At 65.3% G+C, this 8,328-nt stretch carries 7 protein-coding genes; 5 read left to right on the forward strand and 2 right to left on the reverse strand.

From position 1 onward, the window contains the following. Position 1: 1 nt before the first annotated feature. The 5 genes from AC628_RS20685 (at position 2) to AC628_RS20705 (ending at position 5,886) form a co-directional block, all read left to right on the forward strand. On the forward strand, positions 2-1,408 hold the full coding sequence (locus tag AC628_RS20685) for an enolase-like domain-containing protein (protein ID WP_074128621.1): 1,407 nt from the start codon (positions 2-4) through the stop codon (positions 1,406-1,408). Continuing rightward, positions 1,405-2,556: a Gfo/Idh/MocA family protein gene (locus tag AC628_RS20690; RefSeq protein WP_074128622.1), complete on the forward strand. Its 1,152-nt coding sequence runs from the start codon at positions 1,405-1,407 to the stop codon at positions 2,554-2,556. Before AC628_RS20685 ends, AC628_RS20690 begins: the two co-directional genes overlap by 4 nt. Before the next feature lie 13 nt (positions 2,557-2,569). Continuing rightward, on the forward strand, positions 2,570-3,763 hold the full coding sequence (locus AC628_RS20695) for a dihydrodipicolinate synthase family protein (protein ID WP_074128623.1): 1,194 nt from the start codon (positions 2,570-2,572) through the stop codon (positions 3,761-3,763). Continuing rightward, entirely contained in the window at positions 3,763-4,626 is an 864-nt protein-coding gene (locus AC628_RS20700) for a sugar phosphate isomerase/epimerase family protein (protein WP_074128624.1), read from the forward strand. Before AC628_RS20695 ends, AC628_RS20700 begins: the two co-directional genes overlap by 1 nt. A gap of 114 nt (positions 4,627-4,740) precedes the next feature. Then, entirely contained in the window at positions 4,741-5,886 is a 1,146-nt protein-coding gene (locus AC628_RS20705) for an alpha-hydroxy acid oxidase (protein WP_074128625.1), read from the forward strand. 25 nt (positions 5,887-5,911) lie between these two features. Here the strand turns inward: AC628_RS20705 and AC628_RS20710 are convergent, their stop codons facing one another. Together AC628_RS20710 and AC628_RS20715 are read right to left on the reverse strand one after the other, a co-directional pair. Next, positions 5,912-6,604, reverse strand: a complete 693-nt coding sequence (locus AC628_RS20710; protein WP_074128626.1) for a potassium channel family protein — start codon at positions 6,602-6,604, stop codon at positions 5,912-5,914. A 126-nt stretch (positions 6,605-6,730) separates the two neighbouring features. Further along, the coding region (locus AC628_RS20715) for a Spy/CpxP family protein refolding chaperone (protein ID WP_349510125.1) at positions 6,731-8,328 on the reverse strand (1,598 nt) is incomplete at its 5' end.

Here is an 8,328-nt window from a genome sequence, read left to right on the forward strand (position 1 = left end):
GATGCCGCTTCGCCTCAAAGTCAACGATATCGCCTTTTTCGAACGACCTTTGGTGTTCGCCCGGCCGTTTCGCTTCGGCGCGGTGACGATCACCGCGTCGACGCAGCTGTTCGTGCGGGTCGAGATCGAGGTGGAAGGCAAGGGCCGCGCCACCGGCGCCAGCGCCGAGATGCTGGCGCCGAAATGGTTCGACAAGCGGCCGCATCTGACGGAGGCACAGTCGCTCGACGGCCTGCGCCGCTCACTTGCGGTTGCGCGCGAGCTCTATCTCGTGAACCACGATTTTGAGACCGCGTTCGGTCTGCACGCCTTGTGTATCGGCCCGCAGGTTGCGGCCTGCGCTGCGGAGGACATTCCGCCGCTCGCCGCCGGCTTTGGCTCGGCCGAGATCGACAAGGCGATCCTGGATGCGCTGCTGCGCGCAGCCGGTGTCAATTTCTTCGCTGGCATGGCCGGCAATATCGCCGGCATCGACGCGCGGCTCACGCCGGATATCGACGGGGCTGCCATCGTGCGGTTCCTGTCGACACGCAAGCGGCTCGACCGTGTCGCCGTGAGGCATACGGTCGGGATGGACGACAAGGTTGAAGGCGAAGGCGGTGTCGCCGATCCCAACGAGAATGCGGGCGCACGCTACTTCAAGCTCAAGCTGAACGGCGATCCCGCGCACGACGCGGCGCGTCTTGCGCGGATCGGCCGGGAACTCGCCAAGCTGCCTTACGCCATCAAGGTTACGCTCGATGCCAACGAGCAGTATGCCGATCTCGCTGCGCTGGATGAACTGGTCGACCGGCTCGACCACGACGCTGCGCTCGAGCCGATCGCGGCAAACCTGCTGTATATCGAGCAGCCGATGCCGCGCGACATCACGAAAACCTCGCCACTCGGGAAGCTCGCCGCGCGCAACTTCATCATCGACGAGGCCGACGATTCATATGATGCCTTCCCGCAGGCGCGGGCGCTCGGCTATCGCGGCATCTCCTCGAAATCGTGCAAGGGCATCTACAAGTCGATCATCAATGCGACGCGCGCAGCGGCATGGAGCGCGGATGCCGATCGGTACTTCATCAGCGGCGAGGACCTGACTTGCCAGGCCGGGCTCGGCGTGCAGCAGGATCTCGCGCTTGGCGCACTGATCGGCGTCACCCATGCCGAGCGCAACGGGCACCACTATGTCGACGGCTTTGCCGACACCCCGGCTGATGAAGCCGATGCCTTCCTCACCGCGCATCCCGATCTCTACACGCGCGCCGGCGGCAAGGTCCGCCTCGCGATCCATGACGGCGATCTCCTGACCGGATCGATCGCTGCCGCACCGGGCTTTGCCAGTTCGATCCATCCGGACTGGTCCACCATGCAGCCGCTCAAGCGGCCCACACCACGCGTTTCGCAGGAGCAGCCAGTATGACGACCAAACGCCTCGGCCTGATCATGAACGGCGTCACCGGCCGGATGGGACTCAACCAGCATCTGATCCGCTCGATCGTTGCGATCCGCGAGCAGGGCGGCGTGCAGCTTGCGAACGGCGATCGCATCATGCCCGATCCGATCCTGGTCGGCCGCGACGCCGAGAAGGTCGCAGGCCTCGCGAAACGCTACAACATCGAGCGCCACTCCACCGATCTCGATCGCGCACTGGCGGACAAGGACGACACCGTGTTCTTCGACGCCGCTACCACGCAGGCGCGGCCCTCGCTGCTGACCAAGGCGATCAATGCCGGCAAGCACGTATATTGCGAGAAGCCGATCGCGACCAATCTCGAGGAAGCCGTCGCGGTCGTGAAGCTTGCCAACGCCAAGGGGCTCAAGCACGGCACGGTGCAGGACAAACTGTTCCTGCCGGGCCTGAAGAAGCTCGCTTTCCTGCGCGATTCCGGCTTCTTCGGCCGCATGCTCTCGGTGCGCGGCGAGTTCGGCTATTGGGTGTTCGAGGGTGGCTGGCAGGAGGCGCAGCGGCCGTCCTGGAACTACCGCGCCGAGGATGGCGGCGGCATCATCCTGGATATGGTCTGCCACTGGCGCTACGTGCTCGACAATCTCTTCGGCGAGGTCGAGAGCGTGGTCTGTATCGGCACGACTGACATTCCCGAGCGCTATGACGAGAAGGGCGGGAAGTACCAGGCGACCGCCGACGATTCCGCTTACGCCACCTTCCGCCTGAGGGGCGGCGTGATCGCCCATATCAACATGAGCTGGGTGACGCGGGTCTACCGCGACGATCTCGTCACCTTCCAGGTCGACGGCACCCATGGCTCCGCGGTGGCGGGCCTGACCGACTGCGTGATCCAGGCGCGCCAGGCGACGCCGCGGCCGGTGTGGAATCCGGACGAGAAGCGCATGCACGATTTCTATGCCGACTGGCAGAAGCTGCCGGAGAACGTCGTCTACGATAACGGCTTCAAGGAGCAGTGGGAGATGTTCATCCGCCACGTCTGCGAGGATGCGCCCTACAAATACACCTTGCTCGAAGGCGCCAAGGGCGTGCAGCTCGCCGAATGTGCGCTGCAGAGCTGGAAGGAGCGGCGCTGGGTCGACGTCGCGCCGATCGTGGTCTGAGAGAGGACTTGTCATGAACAAGCCAGTCCCGCCGAAGTCGTCGCTGTCCTTGAGGTTGCCGACCGCAAATGGAGGCCTGGAGACCTACCGCCTGGCGGCGTCGCGGACCTTTCCGGCGAAGCTCGAGGGCGCGCTCAATCGCGTGGCGTTCTCTGCTGCCCATGTGGTCGCCGATCCCCGTGCCGACGTCGATCCCTGGCTGACGGCCGCGATCGACTGGGACAAGACGATCGCATTCCGCGAGCATGTCTGGGACCTCGGCCTCGGCGTCGCCGAAGCCATGGACACCGCGCAGCGCGGCATGGGGCTGGACTGGGCGACCTCGCTCGAATTGATCCAGCGCTCGGTAAAGGCGGCGAAGGTGAGGGGCAACGCGCTGGTGTTCTCCGGCGCCGGCACCGACCACCTTGCCGTCGAAGATGCAAAATCCATCGACGATGTCATCCGCGCCTATGAGGAGCAGATCGCTGCGGTGGAGAAGGCCGGCGGCCGCATCATCCTGATGGCCTCGCGTGCGCTGGCAAAGCTCGGCAGGAATGCGGAGGACTACGCCAGGGTTTACGACCTCGTGCTGTCGCAGGTCCGTGAGCCCGTGATCATCCACTGGCTCGGCGACATGTTCGACCCCGCGCTATCAGGATATTGGGGCACGGCCGATCTCGACAAGGCGATGGACGCGGCGGTTGCGATCATCAACGCCAATGCGGCCAAGGTCGATGGCGTCAAGGTCTCGCTGCTCGACAAGCAGCGCGAGATCGACATGCGGCGGCGGCTCGATCCGCGGGTGAAAATGTACACCGGCGACGACTTCAATTATGCGGAGTTGATCGCCGGCGATGACCAGGGCTTCTCCCATGCGCTGCTCGGTATCTTCGATGCGATCGCGCCGGCGGCGTCCTATGCGCTGTCACGGCTGGCCGCCGGCGACGCGGTCGGCTTCCACGACGTGCTCGGGCCGACGGTGCCGTTGTCGCGCCATATCTTCAAGGCGCCGACGCGCTTCTACAAGACCGGCATCGTGTTCATGGCCTACCTGAACGGGCACCAGGATCACTTCACAATGGTTGGCGGACAGGAGAGCGCGCGCTCGACCCTGCATCTCGCCGAGCTGTTCCGGCTCGCCGATCAGGCGGGGCTGCTTGCCAATCCAGAGCTTGCGACACGACGGATGCAGGCCATCCTGACAACACGCGGCATCGACGCCTGATGCGCGACTTTTCCAACGACCACCGCTGGCTGTCGCTGAACACGGCGACCGTCCGCAAGCAGGGCGATCTCATCGACATCATCGATGCCTGTGCGCGCCACGGTATCCGCGCCATCGATCCCTGGCGCGACCAGGTCGCTCACGTCGGTCTCGACCGTGCGGTGCGTGCGGTCAAGGATGCCGGGCTCGATCTCTCGGGCTATTGTCGCGGCGGCATGTTCACGGCAGATGGCGCGCATCGCAGCGAGGTGCGTGACGACAACCGCCGGGCGGTCGATGAGGCCGCTGCGCTCGGTGCCGCCTGCATCGTGCTCGTGGTCGGCGGCCTGCCGCAATATTCGCGACCGGGCAGCGCAGTCTCAAAGGACATCGCCGCGGCGCGCAATCAGGTGCATGACGGCATCGCCGAGATGCTGGACTATGCAAAGCAGGCAAAGCTGCCGCTCGCGATCGAGCCGCTGCATCCGGCCTATGCGGCCGACCGCGCCTGCGTGAACACGACAAGGCAGGCGCTCGACATCTGCGACGCGCTCGATCCCGGCCGCAGCTGCGCGATCGGCGTCGCGCTCGACGTCTATCACATCTGGTGGGACCCGGAGCTGACGGGCCAGATCGTGCGCGCCGGCAAGGATCGCCTGCTCGCGTTCCACGTCTGCGACTGGCTGGTGCCGACCAAGGACATCCTCAACGACCGTGGCATGATGGGCGACGGCGTCATCGACATCAAATCGGTGCGCGCGATGGTCGAGGCGCAGGGCTTTGCCGGCTATTCGGAGATCGAGATCTTCTCCAATGACTGGTGGGGCCGGCCGCTGGACGAGGTGCTGCGGACCTGCATCGAGCGCCACCGGACGGTGGTTTGACCCGCCAGCCTCGTTCGGTGGACAAGGCGAGGCGTGCCCGTTATTCCGGAGGCTGTGGGTTTGAACGGCAGTGGGGGCCGTTGAACGCTGCGGTCCGGACCTTCGGAGCACGACATGCGCTTGAGCGATTGCCACAATTTCCATGACTTCCGCGAACTGGCGAGGCGGCGGCTTCCGGGGCCGATCTTCGACTATATCGACGGCGGGGCGGACGACGAGGCGACGCTTCGGCAGAACACTGCGAGCTTTGAGCGGTGCGATCTGGTGCCGAATATCTTGCGCAGCGTCGAGACCGTCGATCTCTCGGTCACCGTGATGGGCCAGAAGCTGGCAACGCCGTTCTATTGTTCGCCGACCGCGCTGCAGCGTCTGTTTCATCATCAGGGCGAACGGGCCGTCGCTGCCGCCGCGGCGAAATACGGCACGATGTTCGGCGTGTCCTCGCTCGGCACCGTGAGCCTGGAGGAATTGCGCAAGGCCTACGCGACGCCGCAGGTCTATCAATTCTATTTCCACCGCGACCGCGGCCTGAACACGGCGATGATGCAGCGCGCCAAGCAGGCCGGTGTCGACGTGATGATGTTGACGGTCGACAGCATCACCGGCGGCAACCGCGAGCGCGACCTGCGCACCGGATTCTCGATCCCGTTCCGGCTCACGCTCGGCGGCATGCTGCAATTCGCCATCAAGCCGGCATGGGCCATCAACTATGTCACCCATGAGAGCTTCAAGCTGCCACAACTCGATGAGCATGTCGACATGAGCGGCGGCGCCATGTCGATCGGGCGTTATTTCACCGAGATGCTCGATCCGGCCATGACTTGGGACGACGTCGCACAAATGGTCCGGCAGTGGAACGGCCAGTTCTGTCTGAAGGGCGTCATGTCGGTTGATGATGCCAAACGTGCGGTCGAGATCGGCTGCACCGGCATCATTCTGTCCAATCACGGCGGCCGGCAGCTCGACGGCTCCCGGGCGGCGTTCGACCAACTGGCCGAGATCGTCGATGCCGTGGGCGACCGGATCGATGTGATGATGGACGGCGGCATCAAGCGCGGCACCCATGTCCTGAAGGCGCTGTCGCTGGGCGCCAAGGCCGTCGGTCTCGGACGCTTCTATCTCTATCCGCTGGCGGCGGCCGGCCAGGCTGGAGTCGAGCGGGCGCTTGGTCTGCTGCAGACCGAGCTGGTGCGGGACATGCGGCTGATGGGGTATTCCTCGATCGGCCAGCTTTCTCGCGCAAACCTGCGGTTCAGATAGCCGCCCGACTAATCTCGCATCACGCTCACGAATCCTGATCGCTGTGCGTGATCTCGAGCGTCACGAGCCGCGCCAGCAGCGTTGCGGGATAGAGCTGGCCGAAGATCGCCTCGAGATTGCACAGGCTGCGAGCGATCGGATGCAGCGGGGCGACGTCGCCATAGCCGGTGGTCGTCAGCGTCATGAAGCTGAAATAGATCAGCTGGTTTGCCAGCGCCGGACTGTCCTCCATCTTCATCCCGGAAAAGGCGTTCGGCAGCAGCGTGCCGATGAAGGTGTAGAGTGCCGAGAAGATCACGGCAACGGATAGATAGAGCAGGACGGCGCCGATCACGCGGTGATAGGTGACACGGCCCGGCGCAAACGTCGCACGAGCGACCGTCACGGCCAGGGTGATGCCGACGATCAGCCACGAGCCGGCGAACAGATTGAGGTCGACGATCGAGGGCGAACGCAGCCTCAGGACTCCGCCCGTGACGATCATGGCAAGCGCGATCAGCATCGCGGCGACCGCGATTGCGCTCCCCGACATCAGGAACACGCCGCCGACGAGGAACAGCGCGAGCAGCAGTTCGAATATCTGGAATTCGAACAGGCCGAGAGCCTGGAGCGGCGCTATCACGAACATCATGATCATGATCAGGGCCGTGAGCACGGTCAGCAGGGAATCGCCCCAGCGCTCGCGCAGCTCGCCGATACTCGTCCAACTGCGTTTCATTCCCGCCCCGTCATTCGACACGGCATCAGGATGCCGGTGCCGAACATTGCTGTGCGGCGGCCGCAAACGCAAGACGGGGAACCGGCGTCGCGCGCACCGGGCGGTGAAGATCGAAGGCCCGAGGCCTCAGGGGCTCGCGACCTGCTGCAGCGTATTGAAGCGCGCCTTCTGCTCGCTGCTCAGCAAGGCATAGAACTTGTCCAGGGCAGGCTCGATCAGCTTCGCAGCCTTCTGCATGGCCTCGAGCCGGTGCTGCATCGCCCCCAGCCGGCCGACCGGGGTCAACGGGATGTCATTCGGGCAGGCGGCCTGCAGGTCGGCGATGGCCTTTGCGGTCGCATCGCTCAGGCGGTCGAGCGCATCCTTCTGCTTGCCCGCCGGATGAAGCGAGGCATCGATCCGGTTGATCGGCAATTGGGCCAGGTCGGATTTCGAATCGCCGCACTTGCCGGATTGCGCGGTCGTGTCCTGCTGTTGCGCCGAACGCTCGCCGACACGTGGGCCGAGCGCATTGAAGCGGGCCTGCTGCTCGTCGCTGAGCGAGCTGTAGAAATTCTCAAGCGCGGGCCGCACGATCTTGATCGCCTCGAGCGTCGCGCTGATGCGGTTCAACATCGATCGCAAGCGGCCGGTCGGCGTCATGGCATAGCTGTCGGTGCAAGTGTCCTTGAAGACATTGGCGGCCTCCGTTGCGGCAGTCTTCAGATCGTCGAGCAGGACGCGCTGCTGCTGGCTCGGCCGCACCACCCGCGCGATGTCGGCAAGCGGCCAGGCCGTGACGCCCTTGTCCGGTTCACCGCACAGCTGCTTGATGGCCTGCGGGCTCGTATCGGCGCGTTGACGGGACCGCGTGCGGCCTGCGGTCGGCGGATAATCCCCAGGCTCGATGCTGGCATAGGCGGAGTAGGGACTGTTGGTGTCCCAGAACACGGTGTCGACGAAGTCGTCATAGGCGTAGGCCCAATAGCCGGGCTCGTAGGCATAGGACCAAAACGTGTAGTCGAAGATGTCCGAATAGGCGTAAGGCAGGAATAACGGACCAAGCCACGCCACGAACGCCGCGCGATGGCCGCGCCGCCAGGCATTGCGGGGCGCCCAGCCACCTTGACGCATCGCAAGCGCCGCCTGGCCTTGCGCGCCTGCCTGCTCGTGGAAGCGTGCGGCAAATCGCTCGCGCTGGGCCGCTTGCGTCGCGGCCGTGCTTGCGGCGGCGGCCCCGACCGTCGCTGCCGGCGCCAATCGCTGCTGGCGGGCAAGGTCGGCTTGCTGTGAGCGCTGCTCGCGCTGCAGCAGGCGGTTCTGCGCCTGCAGGGCGCGGTCATGGACGCGTTGCGCGCGTGCGCCCTGAACCTTCTGCGACTGCAATTGCTGGACGCGTTGCTGCAGGCGATCGATCCGACCTTGCCGCTCCGCGGTCTGGCGCGAGAGCGTGTCACGCTGCCGCTGCTGCGCGGTCTGCTGGCGTTGCTGGATGAGTTGCTGCTGCTGCGCGCGCTGTTGAATTCGCTCCGTCGGCGACGGCCGTGCGCTCAAGCGCGATGGTGGGCTCGGGCGTGATGGCGCGGCCACATGGGGGGCCGGGCGCTGCGGTGCGCCGCGACGGAATTCGGGCCGATGCGTTGCGACGCGGGGCGCAGCGATATGGGGAGCCTGGCGCACTGACGGGGCGGCGAAATGCGGTGCCGGGCGCGGCGCCATCGCAGGTCGCTGCGGGGCATGGAACG

Source organism: Bradyrhizobium sp. NAS96.2 (genome assembly GCF_001908235.1).
GTDB lineage: Bacteria > Pseudomonadota > Alphaproteobacteria > Rhizobiales > Xanthobacteraceae > Bradyrhizobium.

What these genes read in the sequence shown, in the direction of transcription:
- AC628_RS20685 (WP_074128621.1), top strand. Translation starts at nt 2, where the DNA reads ATGCCGCTTCGCCTCAAAGTCAACGATATCGCCTTTTTCGAACGACCT.
- AC628_RS20690 (WP_074128622.1), top strand. Translation starts at nt 1,405, where the DNA reads ATGACGACCAAACGCCTCGGCCTGATCATGAACGGCGTCACCGGCCGG.
- AC628_RS20695 (WP_074128623.1), top strand. Translation starts at nt 2,570, where the DNA reads ATGAACAAGCCAGTCCCGCCGAAGTCGTCGCTGTCCTTGAGGTTGCCG.
- AC628_RS20700 (WP_074128624.1), top strand. Translation starts at nt 3,763, where the DNA reads ATGCGCGACTTTTCCAACGACCACCGCTGGCTGTCGCTGAACACGGCG.
- AC628_RS20705 (WP_074128625.1), top strand. Translation starts at nt 4,741, where the DNA reads ATGCGCTTGAGCGATTGCCACAATTTCCATGACTTCCGCGAACTGGCG.
- AC628_RS20710 (WP_074128626.1), bottom strand. Translation starts at nt 6,604, where the DNA reads ATGAAACGCAGTTGGACGAGTATCGGCGAGCTGCGCGAGCGCTGGGGC.